Source organism: Pseudomonas sp. LBUM1663 (genome assembly GCF_059695905.1).
Window position 1 is genome coordinate 3,332,203 of the sequence record NZ_CP166792.1, and the last position, 19,421, is coordinate 3,351,623.

The window sequence follows — 19,421 nt, forward strand, 5'->3', positions numbered from 1 at the left end:
AGCCATCGCGAGCAGGCTCGCCCCCACAGGGGATTTGTGAACGCCACAGATCCTGTGTGGGAGCGAGCCTGCTCGCGATGAGGCCGGTATTGCCAACACAAAACCTTCAGGCCCGCCGCGCTTCGAGCAGGTCCGCCGCACACAAGGCAATCCGCCGGCAGGCATCCGCCAGTTTCACTTGATCCACCACCAACCCGATGCGGATATGCCCCGCCGCACTCGGCCCGAACGCCTCCCCGGCCAGTACCGAGACGCCATACCCTTCGAGCAAACGCTCGGCGAAGCCTTGGGCGCACAGCCCGGTCGGCCGTACATCCACCATCACAAACATCCCGCCATCCGGCCGGATCGGGCGGATCCCCGGGCAACCATTCAACCTGGCGCATACCAGATCACGACGCTGGCGATATTCCTCACGCATCAGCGCCACTTCCGGCAGGTCTTCATCCAGTGCCACTTGCGCGGCTTTCTGCACAAAATCGGGAATGCCGAACAGCATGCACAACGACAAATGCACCAGGTGCTCGGCCAACATTTTCGGGCCGATTGACCAACCCACGCGCCAGCCGCTCATGGCGTGGGACTTGGACAGGCTGTTGACCGTCGCAGTGCGTTCGGCCATGCCCGGCAGGCTTGCCGGGCTGATGTGTTCGCCCTCAAACAACAGATCGCTGTAGACCTCGTCACTGATCAGCCACAGATCATGGCGCACGCACAACGCTGCCAGCGCTTGCCAGGTCTTCAAGGACAGGCTTGCACCGGACGGATTGTTCGGACTGTTGAGCAACAGGACACGGGTCTTCGGCGTAATCAGCGCCGCCACATCCGCCGGGTCAACGCGAAAGCCGTTCTCCGGTCGCACCGCCACCGGCACCACCTTGGCCGCGCAAGCGCCGAACACACCTTCATAGGTCACGTACATCGGTTCGGCGACGATCACCTCATCGCCGGGATCGAGCAGGCATTGCGCGACCGAATACACCGCACATTGCGCTCCCGGAAACACGATCACATGGTCGGCGTCCACCGCCTGACCACTGCGCTGTCGATGGCGCCGCGCGATGCTGCTGCGCAATCCACGACTGCCGCGCACTTCCGGGTAGTGCGTGTCGCCAGCCCGCAAGCTGTCGATGGCCGCTTGCACGATAGGCGGCGGCGTGTCGAAATCCGGATCGCCGATCGACAGCAGCAGCACATCGACTCCTTGCTCGCGCAGTTCCAGCGCTCGGTCATGAATCTGCCAGGCTGCCGCTCCATCGCCGGCGATTCGTTGGGTCAAGGCTGAATAGCGCATGTGTTTCTCCTGTCGCGCGCGGACTCACAGTCTCAACCCTATCTCAAATCACGAAACGCGCCACCATCGCATTCAAATCGACCGCCAGGCGTGACAGTTCATGGGTCGCGGCGCTGGTCTGATTGGCACCGGCGGCGGACTGGGTCGCGAGGTCGCGGATGTTCACCAGGTTGCGGTCGACTTCACGGGACACCTGGGCTTGCTCTTCCGACGCGCTGGCAATCACCAGGTTGCGTTCGTTGATCAAGTGGATCGACTGGGTAATCTGCTCGAGCGCCACACCAGCGGCGCGAGCCATCTCCAACGTGCTCTGGGTGCGCTGATTGCTTTGCTGCATCGACGAGACGGCTTCGCCCGTGCCGTTCTGAATGCCGGCGACCATTTTTTCGATTTCCTGAGTCGATTGCGCGGTGCGATGGGCCAGGGCCCGGACTTCGTCCGCGACCACAGCAAAGCCGCGTCCGGCTTCACCGGCTCGGGCCGCTTCAATGGCAGCGTTGAGCGCCAGCAGGTTGGTTTGTTCGGCGATGGCGCGGATCACGTCCAGCACTTTGCCGATGTCGCGACCCTGTGCGGCCAGGCCTTCGATCATCAACGAAGTGTTTTGCACGTCGTGGGTCATGGTCTGGATCGCATCAACGGTTTCCACCACGCGGTCGCGGCCTTCACGGGCGGCCTGGGTCGACTGATTCGAGGCTTCGGAGGTCGACACGGCGTTGCGCGCGACTTCTTCCACCGCGGCGGTCATTTCGTTGACCGCCGTGGCGGCTTGTTCGATTTCGTTGTTCTGTTGTTGCAGGCCGCGCGACGCTTCCTGGGTCACGGTGCTGAGTTCTTCTGCGGCAGCGCCCAGTTGCGTGGCGGAACCGGCGATCTGTTCGATGGTTTTGCGCAGGTTGTCTTGCATGACGGACAAGGCACCGAGCAAGCGCGCCGGTTCGTCCTTGCCGTCGATCTCGATGGCTTTGATCAGATTGCCACCGGCAATGGTTTCCGCCGCCTGCACCGCGCGATTGAGCGGCGTGACGATGCTGCGGGTCAGCAGCCAGGCCAGCAGCACGGTCAGGAGCGATGCCACCACCGACACCAGGATGATGCCGTTCACGGCGGTGTTGTAGTTTTCTTCAGCCAGCACGCCGGCCGCTTTGGCGCCATCCTGGTTGTACGCCACCAGCTTATTCAGCTGCTCGCCCATCAGGTCGGTGCCGTCCTTGATTCGCGTATTGATCAAGGTGCGCATCTCATCCACCTTGTTCTGGCGCGACAGGTCCATCATGTCGCGCTGAGCTTGCATGTAATTGTCCAGCGTCGCGCTGAACACCTTGTACAGCGCCGCTTCTTCCGGGCCCGCCGGCAACTCGGCATAGCTGGCCTGGGCTTTGCGCGCCTTGTCGGTGAGCACTGCAATGCGAGTTTCAGCTTCCTGCAAACTGGCCGGCTCGCGGTTGACCAGAATGCGGAACGACAGGATGCGCATGCGCAGAATGTTTTCAGTGACATTGCCCAAAAAGCCGACGCTGGGCAGTTGGGTACTGGCCATGTCGATCGAGGACTGGCGGATGATCGACATACGATTCACCGCAAACACGCCCAACACGATGACGAGCAAGGCAATGAAGGCAAACCCCAAGAAGGCTCGAGGTGCGATATTCAGATTACGCAGGGACATAGGACGATACTCGGGTGATTGAGTCGGCGAGCGTCCTTGCGGTGATGACGGAGTGGCGGGCGTTGGGGCACGCGGGCTCAGCCGGGCGCAACTTTTGTAATAGGTTTGTGTGCGCCTGATAGGTATATCGGCTGGGAATTAGGATTTTCGCGGGGATTCGAGAAAAATATTTTCGGGACTTCATGTGTTTCACCGTTGAAACACAGCTGTGGCCTGATGAACATTTGTGGCGAGGGAGCTTGCTCCCGTCCGGCTGCGCAGCGGCCGCAGATTTTGGGGCCGCTTCGCAGCCCAGCGGGAGCAAGCTCCCTCGCCACAAGATTCCTGTGTGCTGACCGTTTTGGTTAGGGCTTGCGACACGCCATCCGCCAAACACGCGCGATATCACTCGCCCGATCACGCAACAACCGCGGCGCCTCGGCACACGCCTGCTCCAGCGTCATCGGCCCGCTGGCCAGGGCAAACGCGGCATCGATGCCATGTTCATACAGATCCTGATAACCCTCGCCCAAGGTCCCCGCGATCACAATCACCGGAACGCCCTGCTCCCGGGCAATGCGCGCCACGCCGAACGGTGTCTTGCCGCGCAACGTCTGTGCATCGAAACGCCCTTCGCCGGTGATGACCAGGTCGGCGCCCTTCACGGCTTCAGCCAGCCCGACCAACTCGGCGACGACTTCCACGCCGGCCTTGAATTGCGCCTCCAGAAACGCCTTGGCCGCAAATCCCAACCCACCCGCCGCGCCGCTGCCCGGTTCGTCCTGGACGTCCTTGCCCAACGCCTGGGCGCAGAGCTTGGCAAAGTGTCCGAGGGCAGCGTCCAAGTGCCGGACTTGCTCGGGCGAGGCCCCTTTCTGCGGACCGAAAATCGCGGAAGCGCCGTGCGGACCGCACAGGGGATTGTTGACGTCGGCCGCGATGTCGAAGCGCACCTCGGCCAGGCGCGGGTCGATTGCACTCAGATCGATGTGAGCCAGTTGCGCCAACGCCAGACCACCCGGGGCTAGCGCTTGTCCTTTTACGTCCAGCAACTTCACGCCCAGCGCCTGCATCGCCCCGGCGCCCCCGTCGTTGGTGGCGCTGCCACCGATGGCCAGGATCACCCGTTGCGCCCCGGCATCCAGCGCGGCACGGATCAGTTCACCGGTGCCAAACGTGCTGCTGACGCACGCATCGCGTTGGCTCGGCGGCACAAGTTGCAGGCCGCTGGCTTCGGCCATTTCGATGATTGCGGTGTGGGTTTGCGGCAACCAGCCCCAAGCGGCATCGACGGTGATGCCGAGCGGACCGCGAACCTGGGTCCTGCGTAATTCGCCTTCGCACGCCGCCAGAATCGACTCAACGGTGCCCTCGCCGCCGTCGGCCATCGGGCATTTGACCAATTGCGCATCGGGCCAGACCTCTGCCAATCCCAGGGCAATGGCATCGGCCACACCTTGGGCACTCAGGCTGTCCTTGAACGAATCGGGGGCGATGACGATTTTCATGCGAATTCTCCAGTTCCAATGCGTTCCATGCTGCCAGCAGCCCTGCACAATAACGCCGGTCCGCTGCACAAGCGGGGGTGGCGTTTATTGTTCATTTCCACAAAACCTCCCGACCTACACACTTGTTGTAGCAGCTTGTAGCAGCTGACGTTGTGGCGAGGGGGCTTGCCCCCGTTCGGCTGCGAAGCAGTCGTAATTCAGACAACTCGGTGCATCAGATAGCCGGTGCGTTCAGGTTTTGCGACTGCTTCGCAGCCGAACGGGGGCAAGCCCCCTCGCCACAACGGCTGCTACAGAAACGGGGGGTTGGTCAGTCGGTTTGCGGGAGGAGTTGGACACCAAGGTACAACGCAAGCATCCCATCCAGTTTCAGCGGATCAACCCCGCTCAACTCGGCAATCCGCTCCATCCGATAGCGCAAACTGTTGCGATGAATCCCCAGCGCATCCGCACATGCCTGACTCTGCCCGTCGTGCTCGCACCAGCTGCGTAAAGTCGCCAGCAGTTGGCCGTTGCCGTCCTTGGCAATGACTTTGCGCAGTGGTTTGAGCAATTCATCCAGCGCGTCATCGTTGCGATGCCGCCACAGCATCACCGGCAGCCGATAACAGTGGAGCGTGAGTAAACGCGAACGCGGCAACACCTCGCGCCCATACGCCAGCAAGTCGCCGACCCGTCGATAACAACGTCGCAACCCGGACAGTCCATCCGCTTGCCCACCCACGGCAATGCGCAAAATGTTCCAGCCCAGGCCGTCGAGTTTTTCCAGCAGCCGTTCATTCTCGATCGCCTGACTCGCCGGTCGGCACCACAGCAACGACGACTTCGCCGAGCTCACGCACCAACTGTCCGGGTAGCGCGAGGTCAGCCAGGCACTGAGCGCATCCACCGTCTGCCCGGGACCGTGTTCCATGCCCAACTCAAACAGATAAGGCACCCGCGTCATTTGCGGTTTCAGGCCTAATTGCTGCGCTTCATCCAGCAAGCGCGGCGAATCCCCGGCCTCACTCAGCAGCAGCGCCAGCAGATCATCGCAACGCTGACGCCGCCATTGCTGCTCGGCCTGCTGATTGCGCTGGCCCACCAACATTTCGGCGGTCATCCGCACCAGCTCGGCATAGGTACGCAGTTGCTCGGGTTCACCGGTAATCCCCAGCACACCGATCAAGCGCTGATCGAGCAACAGCGGCAAGTTGATCCCCGGCTGCACGCCTTTGAGATGAATCGCCGTCTGCGCATCGATTTCCACCACCCGGCCGTTGGCCAACACCAATTGCGCGCCTTCATGGCGGGTATTGATCCGCTCCGGTTCGCCGCTGCCAAGAATCAATCCCTGGCTGTCCATGACGTTGACGTTATACGGCAGGATGGCCATCGCCCGGTCGACGATGTCCTGGGCCAGGTCGTGATCGAGTTCGAACATATCGGGATCCTTCAAGGCGTGATGGGACGGGTTGTTCACCCGCACAGGGCTGGGTTGCAAACCCTGTGCTCAGGCACAAAGACAGCCACCCCGAGGGTGGCCGAGACTCTCAGGGCGATCAACGTTACCCTGCGCATCGCAAAAAATCATAATAAAGAGAGAGCCCGCCATGTCACAGAGCGCCGCCGCTACCCAGGCCATCGTTGACGACAAAAACGCCGTCTACAAACGCATTACCCTGCGTTTGATCCCCTTCATCTTCATCTGCTACCTGTTCAACTACCTCGACCGGGTCAACGTTGGATTCGCCAAACTGCAGATGCTCGACGCGCTGAAATTCAGCGAAACCGTGTACGGCCTCGGGGCCGGGATTTTCTTTATCGGCTACGTGCTGTGCGGCGTGCCGAGCAACCTGGCGCTGACCAGATTCGGCCCACGGCGCTGGATCGCGCTGATGATGATCGTCTGGGGCACGCTCTCGACCTGTCTGCTGTTCGTCACCACCCCGACCGAGTTCTACACCTTGCGCCTGTTCACCGGCGCGGCCGAAGCCGGGTTCTTCCCGGGCGTGGTGCTTTATCTCTCGCAGTGGTTCCCGACCTTCCGCCGAGGCCGCATCATGGCGCTGTTCATGTCGGCGATCCCGGTGTCCGGCCTGCTCGGCAGCCCGTTCTCCGGCTGGATCCTCAACCACTTCGCCGCGGGCCAGGGCGGTTTGGCGGGCTGGCAGTGGATGTTCCTGCTGCAAGGCATCCCGACCGTGATCCTCGGCGCCCTCGCCTATTTCCTGCTGAGCGACAGCTACGCCAATGCCAAGTGGCTCACGCCGTTCGAGCGTTCGGTGCTGGAAGCCGACCACGCCGAAGACCTTGCCAACAAACCGAGAACCTCCACCGACTCGTTGCTGGCCGTGTTCAAGAACCCGGCGATCTGGGCGTTCGGCCTGATCTATTTCTGCATCCAGAGCGGCGTCTACGCGATCAACTTCTGGCTGCCGTCGATCATCAAGAACCTGGGCTTCAGCGATAACCTGGTGATCGGCTGGTTGAGTGCGATTCCGTACCTACTGGCGGCGGTGTTTATGTTGATGGTCGGTCGCTCGGCGGACCTGCGTAAAGAACGTCGCTGGCATTTGGTGGTGCCGATGCTGATGGGCGCGGTGGGTCTGTTGATTGCCGTGAACTTCGCGACGACCCCGGCCATCGCGATTCTCGGTTTGACCATCGCCACCATGGGCGCCCTCACCGGTTTGCCAATGTTCTGGCCGGTGCCGACAGCGATGTTGAGCGCGGGCGCGGCGGCGGGCGGTTTGGCGTTGATCAACTCCATGGGGCAGATGGCGGGTTTCCTGAGTCCGTACCTGGTGGGTTGGGTCAAGGACAGCACCGGCTCGACCGATGCGGCGCTGTATCTGCTGGCGGGCGTGATCGTGTGCGGCGGCTTGTTGGCACTGCGCATGACGCGGACGTTGCGGGTGTAAGGCATGATCGTTTACACAAACTTCAGGACACCCTCGCCCGGGACGCTCCGCGTCCCTTTCCAGAGCTGGAACACGGAGCGTCCTTAGAGGCATTCCCACGCGGAGCCTGGGAACGATCAACAAAAAACGGCCCTTCCGGGCCGTTTTTCATTTTGCATAGACATCCATGCTTTCGTAGTCAGACTCACTCAGGTAAGTCAGACAGGCTTTTCTGATCAGGCACACTTTTGTGGCCAGACACTCTTTTGTGATCAGACTGGCTTTTGTGGCCAGACACACTTTTGTGATTAGACACACTTTTGTGATTAGACAGGACTTTGTGGCGAGGGAGCTTGCTCCCGCTGGGTTGCGAAGCAGCCCCAAAAGCTGAAACCGAGAGCTTTTCAGGCACACCGCGCAAGCCGGTTTTACGACTGCTGCGCAGCCGAACGGGAGCAAGCTCCCTCGCCACAAGTAAGCGCTCCTCCAGAAGTACGTGCTCTCTCCAGAGTTGACGCTAACCCTGCGGGCCAACGTTATCCAGCACCCGGTTCGCCGTGATCTCCGCCATCATGATGCTGTTCGAAATACCCAAAAGCGCATAACGCGACTCACCCTCCAGATGATCCACCAACTGGTGAACCATCACATCGACCGACGCCAGCGTCTCGACCAGATACACCGCCAGGGTTTCGGTCGTGGCCTCGGGGTCTACGGAAAACAAAGTGCTGCGCGTTCGCGGGGTGGCTTTGATGTCGGCATTGGATGGGAAGTGGAAATCGAGCGCGCGCTCGGCGGCTTCGTTGAGCTTTTTTGAATCGGTGGATTCGTAGGGGGAAACGTCGTCCGTTTCTGGTGGGTTTGGGGTTGGTTTGAACATAGATGAAACTCCTCGTGCTACCAAAAATGGAGCCATCACCCTTGCTACCAAACGAAGGGTGGTGGCCATACGCAGGTTGGTAGACCGGGCACAAGGAAACCGGCGCGTCCGAAGACGCCCTGTGCATGACCACCATAAAACTGAGACGAAAAGCCGACTCAATTAATGGTGCGTTGCACCCTTGTGAAAAACCGGGCTACCAAACCCGATCGCTGTTCTTCAGCGACCGGGAAACGATAAAACCCAGGCCCAAGGCGCACAAGCCGGCGGATTCTGGCGCAGTCGTAGGCAACGGCGCAAGGTTGTGTAGCCTTAGTACGTGTCTGAAGGTGTCCGTTAAACATTGCTGTTTATTACGCACCTCACCTTGCCAATCCACAAAAAATCCCGGTAAAAACGCCAGATCTTTAAAGGATTTTTACCCATGAGCTCGATCCTCGACCTGGAGATCTTCGTCCGCACCGCCGACTCCGGCAGCATTTCCGCCGCCGCCCGCACTTTGGAACTCACCCCCGCCGCTGCCAGCATCGCCCTCAAACGTCTGGAAACCCGCCTCGGCATCCGCCTGTTCGCGCGCTCGACGCGCAGCATGCGCCTGACCGAAGAAGGCCGGCGTTATCTGCAAAGTGTGCGTCTGGCACTGGCCGCGCTGGCGGAAGGTGAGCAAGCGCTCAAGCATCAAACTCAAGGCTTGAGCGGCGTGTTGCAACTGGCCGCGCCTTCAGATTTCGGGCGCAATGTGTTGCTGCCGTGGCTGGACGATTTCAAGCGCCAGCACCCGAATATCCAGCTGCAACTGCTGCTCAATGACCGCCACTCAGACCTCTTTCGCGAAACCGTCGACGTGGCGTTGCGTTTCGGGGTGCCCAGCGATTCAACGCTGGTGGCGTTGCCGATTCTGCCGGGGCATCGTCGTGTGGCCTGCGCCAGTCCTGAATACCTCGCTCGCAACGGCACACCGAAAACGCCGGCGGACCTCAGCGAGCACAGCGCCCTGCTCTACCTGCGTAACGGCCGGCCTTATAACAGTTGGCGTTTTAGTCGGCAGGATGAAGTGTTGGAGGTTGAGGTGCGCGGCGACTACCTCACCGATGACGGCGAAGTGGCCCGCCGCTGGGTGTTGGCCGGGCATGGCATTGCCTACAAAGCTTGGCTCGACGTTGCCGCCGATGTGAAGGCCGGGCGGCTGGTGACGCTGTTTGATGACTGGCAAGGCGAAAGTGTGCCGTTCAATTTGCTGTGTCCGCATCGGGTGCAGGTCTTGGAGCGGGTCAAGGTGTTGCAGGCGTTTCTGCAAGAGCGTTGTCATGCACTTTGCCGATAAATTCACTTTTCTGCGCGCAGACGTTCTGGTATTTGATTGAAGCTTTCCCACCGGCAAAAGGATTTCGTCATGAGCTATCGCACGCTGGGTCATTCGGGTTTACAGGTGTCGACCCTGACACTGGGCACCATGATGTTCGGCGAACAGACCAGCACCGAAGATTCCCTGCGAATCATCGACAAGGCCTGGGACCAGGGCATCAATTTCATCGACACCGCGGACGTCTACACCGGCGGCCGTTCCGAAGAGATCGTCGGCGAAGCGATTGCCGGCAACCGCCACGAATGGGTGTTGGCGACCAAGGTCGGTTTCGGCCCGGTCGACGGTCTGCCGAACCGCAGCGGGTTGAGCCGCAAGCATATCTTCAATGGCCTCGATGCCAGCCTGACGCGTCTGGGCACTGACTATCTCGACATCTATTACCTGCACCGCGAAGACCACAACACGCCGCTGGAAGTGACCGTGTCGGCGATTGGCGATCTGATTCGCCAGGGCAAGATCCGGTATTGGGGGCTGTCCAACTACCGTGGCTGGCGGATTGCCGAGGTGATTCGGGTGGCGGACCAGTTGGGGGTCGACCGGCCCGTGATCAGTCAGCCGCTGTACAACATCGTCAACCGTCAGGCCGAGACCGAGCAGATCACGGCCGCGCAAAACTATGGTTTGGGCGTGGTGCCTTACAGTCCGCTGGCGCGCGGTGTGCTCAGCGGCAAGTACGCACCGGACGTAAAGCCGGACGCCAACAGTCGCGCCGGTCGTGCTGACAAACGCATTCTGGAAACCGAATGGCGGGTGGAGTCGTTGCGCATTGCCCAGCAGATTCAGCGGTACACGCAGGAGCGTGGCGTGGGCATTGTCGAGTTCGCGATTGCCTGGGTGTTGAACAACAGCGCCGTCACATCGGCGATTGTCGGACCGCGCACCGAGGAACAGTGGGATGCGTACACCAAAGCGCAGACGGTGAAGATTACGGCTGAAGATGAAGCTTTTATTGATTCGCTGGTGACACCGGGGCATTCGTCGACGCCAGGGTTCAATGATGTGAGTCATTTTGTGTCAGGGCGTAAACCGCGTCTGGCTTGATATTTTTCGCGGGCAAGCCCGCTCCCACAGGGATCGCATAAATCCTGTGGGAGCGGGCTTGCCCGCGATGGGGCCCTCCACCGCCAACAGATCGCACTGCAATGGTGCAACCCCCGGCAAACCCCGCCCATTTCCGTGACTCGCCAGTCCCGCTTTGACCCATCCTGAAAAATAAACCTGCCCTTCGTCGGTGCGTTTCCCCCTACAAGCGCTGTGCCTTTACCCTCTCCCAACCGATTGTCGAACAATTTCGCCAGTTGACCTGCCCCGCTCTAGGATCTGGCCTAGACTCATTTTCGCGAGGTAAAACCGGTCAGGCATCTGGTGGTAAGAAACTCGAAACTTTTGGTCCTGGCCAGAGGTCAGGTTAAAGGTAGGGCCTCAGCGACTGGTGCATTCCTTGCAACGGCCCCTCCACCCTTTCTGCATTAGCGCATTGGGCAGCACTTGCTCACCGATGCGAAGCGCGTTTGCGCCCGGCCACAGGATTTGGCCACGATCACCGTTGGTGCCAGACCTAGAATTAGATCAACAACACGGGAGATTCATATGATTAGTGCGGCTTTAGATATTCAGGGAGAGCGTGCTCATCAGCAGGTCGGCGAATCGAGCGCCGTGAATGCTCCGAGCGCCCAATCGATCAGCGTACCAGGCACCAAAACGCTGTCACCGGCTGCCAGTCAGAATCCGAACAGAAAGAAAGTGTTGTTTGTGACCTCCGAGATTGCCGATCTGGTCAAGACCGGCGGTTTGGGCGACGTTTCCGCAGCGCTGCCCCGGGCTATGTCTCACCTTCACGATGTGCGGGTGCTGATCCCCGGTTACCCGCAAGTGCTGCACAGTGAAAACCCGATCCATATCATCGGTGAACTGGGTGGGCACGCCGCACTGCCACCCTGCAAGATCGGACGCATGGACATGCCGGACGGTCTGGTCATTTACGTGTTGATCTGCCCCGAACTCTACGAGCGCGAAGGTTCGCCCTACGGTGCCAACAACGGCCGCGACTGGCCGGACAACCACATTCGTTTTGCTCGCCTGGGCCTTGCTGCCGCCGATATCGCCGCCAATCTTGCACAAATTCACTGGTGCCCGGATCTGGTGCATGCTCATGACTGGCCCGCCGGGTTGGCACCTGCCTACATGCACTGGCGTGGACAGCGCACCCCGACGCTGTTCACCATCCATAACCTGGCCTATCAAGGCGTCACCAGCCTTGGCTCGTGCCCGGAACTCGGCATTCCGAATCATGCCTTGCAACAGGAAGGCATGGAGTTCTACGGCAAGATGTCGTTCCTCAAGGCCGGCATGGCCTATTCGAGCCACATCACCACCGTCAGCGCCACCTACGCCCAGGAAATCACCACGCCGGCCTTCGGCTGCGGTCTCGACGGCTTTCTCGCCGCCAAGACCCAGCAAGGCCTGCTCAGCGGTATTCCCAATGGCATCGATGAAAGCTGGGACGCCGCCACCGACCCGCACCTGTTTTGCCCGTTCGGCATTGGCGACTGGGACGGCAAAGCAGTCAACGCCGCTCATGTCCGTGATCTGTTCGGCCTGGAGGACTCAGAAGGCCCGCTGTTCGCCGTGGTCTCGCGCCTGGTCTATCAGAAAGGCCTGGACCTGACCGAAGCGGTCTCCGAATACATCGTCGACAACGGTGGCCAGATCGCGATCATCGGTCGTGGCGAGCCTGAAGAAGAACAAGCCATGCGGGAACTCGCCCTGCGCTTCCCCGGGCAAATCGGCGTGCGCATCGGCTTCAATGAAACCGACGCCCGTCGCATGTTCGCCGGCAGTGATTTCCTGCTGATGCCGTCCCGTTACGAGCCTTGCGGCCTGAGCCAGATGTACGCCCAGCGCTTCGGCTCGCTGCCGGTGGCACGCAACACCGGCGGTCTGGCCGACACCATTGAAAACGGCGTGACCGGCTTCCTGTTCGACGAATCCACGGTCGAAAGCTATCAAGAGGCCCTGAGCCGAGCATTCAAGGTGTTCGCCTTCCCCGGCCTGCTCAACGCCATGCGTTGCCGCGCCATGGCCGCACCCTTTAACTGGTGCAAGGCGGTTGAACCCTACGCCGAACTCTACGAACAACTGGTCGCCAAAGCCCTGGGTAAATCGGGCAAACAGTAAAAAAGAGGTTGTCGAAGATGCCGTTACGGACCCTTGAGACCTGGCCCCACGGCGCAATCATGCTGGACGCAGAACACACGCGTTTTGCCTTGTGGGCGCCAGATGCGTTTTACGTCAGTGTCGAACTGGAAGATGGACAATCCTTGCCGCTACTGCCTCAGGCTGATGGCTGGTTCGTGATCAAGACTCGCTGCCCGGCGGGTACGCGTTACCGCTACAACATTGATGGCGAACTGGAGGTGCCGGACCCGGCCTCCCGGGCGCAGGCCGGTGATATCGGCGACCATAGCGTGGTGGTCGATCCCCTCGCCTATCAATGGCAAAACAGTGCCTGGACCGGCCGTCCCTGGAACGAGGCCGTGATCTACGAATTGCACGTCGGTGCGCTCGGCGGCTTCAGCGAAGTCGAACAGCACCTGGCGCGCCTCGTTGACTTGGGCATCACCGCCATCGAACTGATGCCGCTGGCGCAGTTTCCCGGCGATCGCAACTGGGGCTATGACGGGGTTCTGCCCTACGCGCCCCAAGCGTCCTACGGGACTCCCGAACAACTCAAACACCTGATCGACACCGCCCACAGCCACGGTCTGGCGGTGATTCTCGACGTGGTCTACAACCACTTCGGCCCGGACGGCAATTACCTGCATCACTACGCCAAGGGCTTCTTTCGCGAAGACAAACACACGCCGTGGGGCGCGGCCATCGACTTCCGGCGGCGCGAGGTGCGGGACTTCTTCATCGACAATGCGCTGATGTGGTTGCTGGAATACCGCTTCGATGGCTTGCGCCTGGATGCCGTGCACGCCATCGAGAGCCCGGACTTTCTCCAGGAACTGGCGCAACGGGTTCGGCAACAGACCGATCCGGCGCGGCATGTCTGGCTGACGGTCGAGAACGAACACAACCAGGCCAGCCTGTTGGAAGAAGGCTTCGACGCTCAGTGGAACGATGACGGCCACAACGCGTTGCATGTTCTGCTGACCGGTGAAACCGACGCCTATTACGCCGACTATGCCGACAACCCCACGGAACAACTGGCGCGCTGCTTGAGCCAGGGCTTCGTGTTTCAGGGCCACGTGACCCGCCACGGTACAACCCGGGGCGAGCCCAGCGGTCACTTGCCGCCCAGCGCGTTCGTGCTGTTTTTGCAGAACCATGACCAGATCGGTAACCGCGCTTTCGGCGAACGGCTGCATCAACTGGCCCACCTCGAAGCCTTGAAAGCGGCAACTGCGCTGTTGCTGCTGTCTCCGATGATCCCGCTGATGTTCATGGGCGATGAATTCGCGGCCGAGGAGCCGTTCCTGTTCTTTACCAGCCACCACGGTGAACTGGCGGAACTGGTCCGCGAAGGCCGACGTAGTGAATTTGCAGCCTTCAGCGCCTTTGCTGATCCGCATAAACGCGAACAGATCCCGGATCCGAACGCGCAACAAACCTTTGAAGCATCGCGGCCAAAACTGAGCGCCACCCGGCAATCGGCCATGCAGGGCCTGTATCACCAGCTGTTGCGGATTCGCCATGACCACATCATTCCGCATCTGCCGGGGGCTCAGGCCTTGGGGGCCGAGGTGCTGGCCGACGGTGCCGTGACGGCGCGCTGGCTACTGGGTAATGGCCGACAGCTGCGCATTGACCTGAACCTCAGCGACACGCCAGTGGTCCACTCCCCACAGGCCGACGCCAGGTTGTTGTTCGAAACTCCGCCACAGTCAGCTGGCCTGTTGGAACAGGGCACCCTTGCCCCGTATTGCGCGCTAGTCAGCCTCACGGCCGCAGCCCCCTTGCTACCCCCGGATGGAGAGCGCCAATGAGTGATGCGCAACTGGAAATACTGGCCAGCCGTGCCGGTTTGGCCGTCGACTGGATCGACGCCAACGGCCGCCCGCAGAAAGTCGCCCCCTCGGTATTGCGTAACGTCCTGATCGGACTCGGCCACCCTGCCAGCACCGCACAGGAAATCGACGCCAGCCTCCTGCAATTGCAGGAGGTGCAACAGACCCGGCACCTGCCGCCGCTCATTACCGCCGACTTCGGCGTCAGCCTCGACCTGGCGCATTTCTTTGAGCCGCAAACGCCATGCGAGATCCACTTGGAAGATGGCTCACGGCTCAACCTGAAACTGGATGCCGAGGCGAAGCTGCCGGGCCTGGTTCCGGTCGGGTATCAACATGTCAGCATTGACGGGCAATCCTTTACCCTGGCCGTTGCACCGACCCGTTGCTACAGCGTCGGCGATGCCGTAGACAGTCCGATTCCGCGAACCTGGGGCCTTAGTGTGCAGCTGTATTCGCTGCGTCGCCCCGGCGACTGCGGATTCGGCGATACCCAGGCACTGGAAGACCTCGCCCGAGTGGCCGGTGAGCGCGGCGCCGAGGCGCTGGCGATCAGTCCGTTGCATGCAATGTTCGGCAGCGACACCCAGCGCTACAGCCCGTATTCACCGTCCAGCCGTTTGTTTCTCAACAGCCTCTACGCCGCGCCGGGCGCGATTCTCGGCGAACGCGCATGGCGTGCCGCGATTGACGCCACCGGGCTGGCCGCTGAACTGCAACAGCTGGAAGAACAGCCGCTGATTAACTGGCCCGTGGCCGCTGAAGCCAAGCATCGTTTGCTGCAAGCCTTGTACGAAGGCTTCGTCCAAGGCGAACACCCGTTGCATGCCGATTTCAGCAGCTTCCGCCATGCCGCCGGCGAAGCACTGGAAAACCACTGCCGCTTCGAAGCCATTCAAGAAGCCCGTGCAGCCAAGGGTGAAACCCTCGACTGGCGCGAGTGGCCGGAACAATGGCGCGACCCGCGCAGTGCTGCCCTCGCCGAATTTGCCGAAGAGAACGCCGGGCGCATCGGCTTCTTCGCGTTCAGCCAGTGGTTGATCACCCGCTGCCTGGAGCGTGCGCAAACCGCCGCCCGCAGCGCGGGGATGAGCATCGGCCTGATCGCTGATCTGGCGGTGGGTGCCGACGGCGGTGGCAGTCAGGCCTGGAGTCGCCAGGACGAACTGCTCGCCTCATTGACCGTGGGCGCGCCGCCGGACATTCTCAACCGCGCCGGCCAGGGCTGGGGCATTTCCGCGTTCTCTCCTGAAGGCCTGGTGCGTAACGGCTTTCGGGCGTTCATCGAAATGCTCCGGGCCAACTTCGCCCACGCCGGCGGCTTGCGCATTGACCACGTCATGGGCCTGCAACGGCTGTGGGTGATCCCCAACGGTTCACCGCCCGCCGACGGCGCCTACCTGTATTACCCGGTGGACGACCTGCTGCGTTTGCTCAGCCTTGAATCCCATCGTCATCAGGCGATCGTCCTGGGCGAAGACCTCGGGACGGTCGCCGATGGCCTGCGGGAAAAACTCATCGCGCGCGCAATCCTCGGCATGCGAGTGCTGCTGTTTGAACAAGACAATTCTCACTTCAAATCGATTCTCGACTGGCCGGACAACGCCCTCGCGACCACCAGCACCCATGACCTGCCGACGCTCAATGGCTGGTGGCATGGCCGTGATATCGACTGGAACGCCCGACTGGGCATGGTCGATGCCACGGGTGAAATAGAATGGCGCCAACACCGTGAACGCGAGCGTGAAGGCCTGCGTCGCGTGCTGAGCGAAGACCCGCAAAACTTCCGCGAAGAGTCCCATGAGACCGACCAGATACTGGACGCGGCGGTACGCTTCCTCGGTCATACCCGCGCGCCGCTGGTGTTGCTGCCACTGGAAGATGCCTTGGGCATCGAACAGCAAGCCAACCTGCCCGGCACCATCGATGCGCACCCCAACTGGTCGCGGCGCTTGCCCGGCGGCAGTGAAGCGCTGCTCGATGACCCGGACGCCGCCCGGCGCCTGGAATTGCTCGCCTGTGCGCGACTTCAGGCTGGCGAGCGTGACCAATGAATCACCCATTGATACAACCGCTGCGCGCGACCCTGCGCCTGCAATTTCATAAAGGCTTCACGCTGGATCAAGCCGTGCCGCTGGTGCCGTACTTTGCCAGCCTGGGCATCAGCCACGTTTATGCCTCGCCACTGCTCGCTGCCCGCGCCGGCTCCATGCATGGCTACGATGTAGTGGACCCGACCACGGTCAACCCTGAGTTGGGCGGCGAAGCCGCCTTGCGCCGATTGGTCGGAACCCTGCGCGAGCACAAGATGGGGCTGATCCTCGACATCGTCTCCAACCACATGGCCGTCGGTGGCGGCGATAACCCCTGGTGGCTGGACTTGCTGGAATGGGGACGCCTGAGCCCTTACGGCGAGTTTTTCGACATTCAATGGCACTCGCCCGACCCGTTGATGGAGGGACAATTGCTGTTGCCGTTCCTCGGCAGCGACTACGGCGTCGCCTTGCAGGACGGCACCCTGCCCTTGCGCTTCGATGCACAGCGTGGCGCGTTTTATGTCGAGCACTACGAGCATCATTTCCCGATCTGCCCGTCGAGCTACGGTGAACTGCTACGAACCGACGACGAACCGCTCAAGTTTCTCGCCGACCGTTTCAGTGCCTTGAGCTATCAGACCGATGCTCACAGCCTTGCGCAACCGTTGAAGGCAGAGCTGCGAGAACTGGCCAGTGACCCTGCTCTACTGCAGTGCATCCAGCAGAATCTCACAGCCTACGATTCGCTGACGCCCGAGGGTTTCCAGCGCCTGCACCACTTGCTTGAGCGCCAGAGTTATCGCCTGGCCAGTTGGCGCACGGCGGCGGATGACATCAACTGGCGGCGGTTTTTCGATATCAACGAGCTGGGCGGTTTGCGTGTAGAACGCCCGGCCGTGTTCGAAGCGACCCACGCGAAAATCTTCGAGCTAGTGGCTGAAGGCCTGGTCGACGGTCTGCGCATCGACCACATCGACGGCCTCGCCGATCCGCGCGGTTATTGCCGAAAACTGCGGCGTCGGGTCGATACGCTGTCGCCAGACCGGCACCTGCCGATCTACGTCGAGAAGATCCTCGGCGAAGGCGAAACCCTGCACCGCGACTGGTCTGTGGACGGCACCACCGGTTACGAATTCATGAACCAGTTGTCATTGCTGCAGCACGATCCACAAGGCGCGGAAAACCTGGGCCATCTGTGGAATCGCTATAGCGAACGGCCCGCCGACTTCCGTCAGGAAGCGCAACTGGCGCGTCAGCAGATTCTCAACGGTTCATTGGCCGGTGATTTCGAGAGTGTGGCCCAGGCGTTGCTGCAAGTGGCCCGGGACGACCTGATGACCCGCGACCTGACCCTTGGCGCGATTCGTCGGGCGTTGCAGGAGCTGATCGTGCACTTCCCGGTGTACCGCACCTACATCAGCCCGCGTGGCCGTTCTGCCGAAGACGATGTGTTTTTCCAGCAGGCCATGGACGGAGCACGGCAAACCTTGGGCGAGGCCGATTGGCCAGTGCTCGATTGCCTGGCCGGCTGGCTCGGCGGTGAACCGTGGCGCAAACGCCCGGTGGGCCGTCAGCGCAAGATCCTCAAACATGCCTGCGTGCGGTTCCAGCAATTGACTTCACCCGCTGCGGCCAAGGCGGTGGAAGACACCGCGTTCTATCGCTCGGCGGTGCTGCTGTCGCGCAACGACGTGGGCTTCAGCACCGAGCAATTCAGTGCGCCGGTCGCCGATTTCCATGCCGTCTGCATCAATCGCCTGGAGCAGTTTCCGGACAACCTGCTGGCCACTGCCACCCACGACCACAAGCGCGGCGAAGACACCCGCGCGCGGTTGGCGGTGTTGAGTGAACGCAGTGCCTGGTACGCCGAGCAAGTCCCGCTGTGGAGGACACTTGCCCGACCCTTGCGTGACGACGATCAGATGCCCTCGGCCGGCGATGAGCTGATCCTCTATCAGGCCATTCTCGGTAGCTGGCCGCTGGACCTGCGCGTTGACGATCAGCCCGCGCTTCAGGACTACGCCAAGCGTCTGTGGCAATGGCAACAGAAAGGCTTGCGTGAAGCCAAGTTGCAAAGCAGTTGGAGCGCGCCGAACGAGCCGTATGAAAAAGCCATGCAGGTCTTTATCGAGCGTCTGATGCTGAGCCCGGAGGGTGAGTTGTTGCGTACCGCCCTCGGCAAAGCGGTTCAAACGATGGCCGCTCCCGGCGCGATCAACGGTTTGGCGCAAACCTTGCTGCGAATGACTGTGCCGGGGATCCCGGACCTCTACCAGGGCAACGAGTACTGGGACTTCTCATTGGTGGACCCGGACAACCGCCGGCCGGTGGATTACACCCGCCGCCAACAGGCGATGCAGGTGCCGTTGAATCTGCCCGACTTGTTGGCCAATTGGCGTGACGGGCACATCAAGCAAACCCTGATCAAGCAGGTGTTGAACCTGCGGTCCGAGCATGCGGATCTGTTTCGGCGAGGGACGTATCAAGCCCTTGAGGTAGTTGGCAGCCAGGCTCACCGAGCGCTGGCCTTTGCTCGCGAACATCAGGGAAAACGGGCCATCGTGATCGTACCGATACGTTGCGCCCCGCTGCTGGAAAACAGTGCCAAACCCCAGGTTGACGCTCTGCGCTGGGGCGATACGCGGGTCAAATTACCGTTCACCGCCTCTGAGGAAAATCTGAAGGGACTTTTTTCAAGCACCGCAGTCACACCCCACAGGGAGCTGAACATCAGCGCCGCGCTGGGGGATTTCCCGGTCAATATCTTTATTCAAACGTTTACCCAAGCTTGAGTT

12 protein-coding genes are annotated in these 19,421 nt (G+C 61.2%); 7 read left to right on the forward strand and 5 right to left on the reverse strand.

All coding sequences use genetic code 11. From position 1 onward, the window contains the following. Positions 1–106 precede the first annotated feature (106 nt). The 4 genes from ACA075_RS15210 to ACA075_RS15225 form a co-directional block, all read right to left on the reverse strand. On the reverse strand, positions 107–1,294 hold the full coding sequence (locus ACA075_RS15210; RefSeq protein WP_497293549.1) for a pyridoxal phosphate-dependent aminotransferase: 1,188 nt from the start codon (positions 1,292–1,294) through the stop codon (positions 107–109). A 43-nt stretch (positions 1,295–1,337) separates the two neighbouring features. Beyond that, a complete protein-coding gene (locus tag ACA075_RS15215; protein WP_497293551.1) occupies positions 1,338–2,963 on the reverse strand; it encodes a methyl-accepting chemotaxis protein in 1,626 nt (541 codons plus the stop codon). 344 nt (positions 2,964–3,307) lie between these two features. Beyond that, entirely contained in the window at positions 3,308–4,450 is a 1,143-nt protein-coding gene (locus tag ACA075_RS15220) for a glycerate kinase (protein ID WP_497293553.1), read from the reverse strand. A 310-nt stretch (positions 4,451–4,760) separates the two neighbouring features. Continuing rightward, a complete protein-coding gene (locus ACA075_RS15225; protein WP_497293555.1) occupies positions 4,761–5,873 on the reverse strand; it encodes a sugar diacid recognition domain-containing protein in 1,113 nt (370 codons plus the stop codon). Positions 5,874–6,042: 169 nt separating this feature from the next. On the opposite strand from ACA075_RS15225, the gene ACA075_RS15230 reads away from it, so the two are divergent. Then, entirely contained in the window at positions 6,043–7,353 is a 1,311-nt protein-coding gene (locus ACA075_RS15230; protein WP_497293557.1) for an MFS transporter, read from the forward strand. Positions 7,354–7,849: 496 nt separating this feature from the next. Here ACA075_RS15230 and ACA075_RS15235 read toward each other — a convergent pair whose 3' ends face one another. Continuing rightward, positions 7,850–8,212 (reverse strand): DUF6124 family protein, encoded by a 363-nt coding sequence (locus ACA075_RS15235; RefSeq protein ID WP_497293559.1) that lies wholly within the window; start codon positions 8,210–8,212, stop codon positions 7,850–7,852. 424 nt (positions 8,213–8,636) lie between these two features. Here ACA075_RS15235 and ACA075_RS15240 point away from each other — a divergent pair, with 424 nt between their 5' ends. From ACA075_RS15240 to ACA075_RS15265, 6 genes are all read left to right on the forward strand, one after another. Further along, complete coding sequence (locus ACA075_RS15240) at positions 8,637–9,536, forward strand: LysR family transcriptional regulator (RefSeq protein WP_497293561.1); 900 nt, start codon at positions 8,637–8,639, stop codon at positions 9,534–9,536. A 69-nt stretch (positions 9,537–9,605) separates the two neighbouring features. Next, complete coding sequence (locus ACA075_RS15245; RefSeq protein ID WP_497293563.1) at positions 9,606–10,619, forward strand: aldo/keto reductase; 1,014 nt, start codon at positions 9,606–9,608, stop codon at positions 10,617–10,619. Between the two features lie 549 nt (positions 10,620–11,168). Continuing rightward, positions 11,169–12,755 carry a glycogen synthase GlgA gene (gene glgA, locus ACA075_RS15250; RefSeq protein WP_497293564.1) on the forward strand — a complete coding sequence of 529 codons (1,587 nt, stop codon included), beginning with the start codon at positions 11,169–11,171 and terminating at the stop codon, positions 12,753–12,755. A gap of 17 nt (positions 12,756–12,772) precedes the next feature. Further along, positions 12,773–14,569, forward strand: coding sequence for a malto-oligosyltrehalose trehalohydrolase (treZ, locus tag ACA075_RS15255; protein WP_497293566.1), 1,797 nt, complete (start codon positions 12,773–12,775; stop codon positions 14,567–14,569). Further along, a complete protein-coding gene (gene malQ, locus ACA075_RS15260) occupies positions 14,566–16,644 on the forward strand; it encodes a 4-alpha-glucanotransferase (protein ID WP_497293567.1) in 2,079 nt (692 codons plus the stop codon). The genes treZ and malQ overlap by 4 nt, the downstream gene beginning before the upstream one ends. Next, the gene (locus ACA075_RS15265; RefSeq protein WP_497293568.1) at positions 16,641–19,418 is read left to right on the forward strand and encodes a malto-oligosyltrehalose synthase; all 2,778 of its coding nucleotides are present in this window, start codon (positions 16,641–16,643) and stop codon (positions 19,416–19,418) included. Before malQ ends, ACA075_RS15265 begins: the two co-directional genes overlap by 4 nt. Positions 19,419–19,421 lie beyond the last annotated feature (3 nt).

Excerpts from the sequence above, each read along its gene's own strand:
- ACA075_RS15210 (WP_497293549.1), bottom strand. The coding sequence starts at position 1,294 with ATGCGCTATTCAGCCTTGACCCAACGAATCGCCGGCGATGGAGCGGCA.
- ACA075_RS15220 (WP_497293553.1), bottom strand. The coding sequence starts at position 4,450 with ATGAAAATCGTCATCGCCCCCGATTCGTTCAAGGACAGCCTGAGTGCC.
- ACA075_RS15235 (WP_497293559.1), bottom strand. The coding sequence starts at position 8,212 with ATGTTCAAACCAACCCCAAACCCACCAGAAACGGACGACGTTTCCCCC.
- treZ (WP_497293566.1), top strand. The coding sequence starts at position 12,773 with ATGCCGTTACGGACCCTTGAGACCTGGCCCCACGGCGCAATCATGCTG.
- ACA075_RS15230 (WP_497293557.1), top strand. The coding sequence starts at position 6,043 with ATGTCACAGAGCGCCGCCGCTACCCAGGCCATCGTTGACGACAAAAAC.
- ACA075_RS15225 (WP_497293555.1), bottom strand. The coding sequence starts at position 5,873 with ATGTTCGAACTCGATCACGACCTGGCCCAGGACATCGTCGACCGGGCG.
- ACA075_RS15240 (WP_497293561.1), top strand. The coding sequence starts at position 8,637 with ATGAGCTCGATCCTCGACCTGGAGATCTTCGTCCGCACCGCCGACTCC.
- glgA (WP_497293564.1), top strand. The coding sequence starts at position 11,169 with ATGATTAGTGCGGCTTTAGATATTCAGGGAGAGCGTGCTCATCAGCAG.
- ACA075_RS15215 (WP_497293551.1), bottom strand. The coding sequence starts at position 2,963 with ATGTCCCTGCGTAATCTGAATATCGCACCTCGAGCCTTCTTGGGGTTT.
- ACA075_RS15245 (WP_497293563.1), top strand. The coding sequence starts at position 9,606 with ATGAGCTATCGCACGCTGGGTCATTCGGGTTTACAGGTGTCGACCCTG.
- ACA075_RS15265 (WP_497293568.1), top strand. The coding sequence starts at position 16,641 with ATGAATCACCCATTGATACAACCGCTGCGCGCGACCCTGCGCCTGCAA.
- malQ (WP_497293567.1), top strand. The coding sequence starts at position 14,566 with ATGAGTGATGCGCAACTGGAAATACTGGCCAGCCGTGCCGGTTTGGCC.